This window comes from Streptococcus sp. HMSC064D12, from assembly GCF_001837205.1.
Lineage (GTDB): Bacteria > Bacillota > Bacilli > Lactobacillales > Streptococcaceae > Streptococcus > Streptococcus salivarius_D.
In genome coordinates this window covers 1-2,240 of sequence record NZ_KV831723.1, presented here as the reverse complement: position 1 = coordinate 2,240, position 2,240 = coordinate 1, and the positions used below count along the sequence as shown (strand labels likewise).

General features: G+C 39.2%; 1 protein-coding gene. It reads left to right on the top strand.

All coding sequences use genetic code 11. The annotated features are described in order from the left end of the window. Positions 1-2,150, top strand: a 2,150-nt coding sequence (locus HMPREF2697_RS01875; RefSeq protein WP_070849394.1) for a glucosyl transferase, incomplete at its 5' end; no start/stop codon positions are given. Positions 2,151-2,240 lie beyond the last annotated feature (90 nt).

The window sequence follows — 2,240 nt, the reverse complement described above, 5'->3', positions numbered from 1 at the left end:
CAAGCTCTGAAGTCACAAGTACAGCTAGTTCGGAAGTAGCTAATTCTGAAACTACACATTCTGAGGTAAGTGCAACGACTAGTGAGAGTGTTACAACTGAGAATTCGTCACCAACAACTAGTGATACTGATACCCCTAATTCTCAAGTTCCCTCTGCTGAAAAGAATATCACGGGTGGTCAATGGTATAGTGATGAACAAGGCAATTGGCATTACAAAAAAGATGGCAAGGATCTGACAGGTCCAAACCTAATTGATGGACAGCATGTCTATTTTGACAAGGATGGTAAACAGGTCAAAGGAAACTTTGCCCAAGATGGACATTATTATGATGGTGAACTTGGACATCTAACAACTGAATCTTTTGTTACTACTGGCGATAACCACTGGTATTATGTAGATAAGACAGGTGAAAAAGTGACTGGCCTTCAAGAAATTGGAGACAAAACTTACCACTTTAATGACAAGGGGCTTCAAACAAAAGGACAAAGAGTAGTTATTGAGGGTAAAGGATATTATTTCCATCCTGAAAATGGCGAACTTTGGAATAATAAGATTGCCCTCTATCATAGTACTCGCTACATTAACGGAACCAGCGACGACATTTATTACTACTATGACAATGACGGTAATATTTACACTGGCCCTAAAACCATCGACGGTAAAGAGTACTACTTCCAACCAGACATGGTCTATTATTCTAAATTCAAGAATCCTGATGGTACTGAAAGTTATTACAATGAACAGGGACAAAAAGTCTATAATGGCTGGGGTAAAATCAGATACATGTACCTGAGAGGATACCTCTGGACACCTTCCGTTTATGCTGATGAAAATGGACATGTTGTTCATGGATTCAAGCGAATTAATGGACAACTCTACTATTTTGATGAATCTGGTTCACTAAGAGATGATGTCCCTGGCAGCCCAAACCCACTGTTCCAAGTTGATGGAAACTGGTACTATGCTCAGTTTTCTAAATACATTAACGGCGTAAGAGGTGCTATCCTCACCAATGCTTTCACTTTTATTGCTGTAGATGATAGATACCCAACATCAATTGCAGATGAAAATGGTAAATTGACTCCAGTTACAGCCAAAAATAGTTATGTTACTGCTGGAGGTAAATGGTACTATGTTGATAAATCTAGTTATCCTTTAAAGGGTGAACAAGTGATAGATTATGTCAATGTCTTCTTCCGTGATGACTATTCTCAAGTTAAAGGGGACTTTGCGCCAAACGGCCATTATTATGATAAAGATAGTGGAGCCCTCGTTACCAACCGTTATGTCGAAAAAGATGGCAAATGGTACTATGTCAATGATAAGGGCGATAAATTAATTGGTGCTCAAACTATAGGTGGTGTAGAAGTCTATTTTGATAAAGACGGTGTCCAAGCCAAAGGTATTTTTGCCAATGCTGATCATTTTTATGACAAAGACACAGGTGCTGCTGTCCGAGACCAAATCGTCGAAGTCGATGGCAAACGCTATTATGTTGGTCAAGATGGTAGAAAAGTTTACTCAGGAACACATATTGTTCATGGTGAAGAAGTGAATCTTATCGTTGGAGATGGTCATCAGGCCTTCGGAGAATTCACAGGCCACGGAGATAGTGGAGACTATATCGGATTTGATGGTAAAAAAGTCACAAAAGCTGGTTTCGTTAAAACCAAAGATAATCACTGGTATTATTTAGACGGTAAGGGAAACAAATTAGTCTCCGTTCAAGTTATCGATGGCGAACTCTACTACTTTGGACTTCCTACTCGTAAATACTACTACGGAATGCAAAGTAGAGATGAGCTCATCTATGCGTATTACAGTGATACTATCCCTAACAGTAGCCACATCTACTATCTGGATGAAGCAACAGGCGCTGCTCTTAAAAATCAATACCATGAATGGGAAGGTAGTTGGTATTACTTTGGTCCAAACTGGTACGCCTTGACCGGTGAACAAACCATTGACAATGTTCCTGTCTACTTCCATAGTAACGGTAAACAAGCCAAGGGAGAACTAGTCACCGTTGATGGTAAAATCCACTACTACGATGCTAACTCAGGTGCCCGTTTGTCAAATATTGACATTACTATTAAAGGGGAAACCTATCATTTTGATGCGGACGGAAACGGAACACTCATTAGTTAATGAAGTTATAGAGACTCCTTCTCAATAACGACAGTTTAAAATGAAAGGAGAATTATCATGGAAAAGAAAGTACATTTTAAACTTCACAAA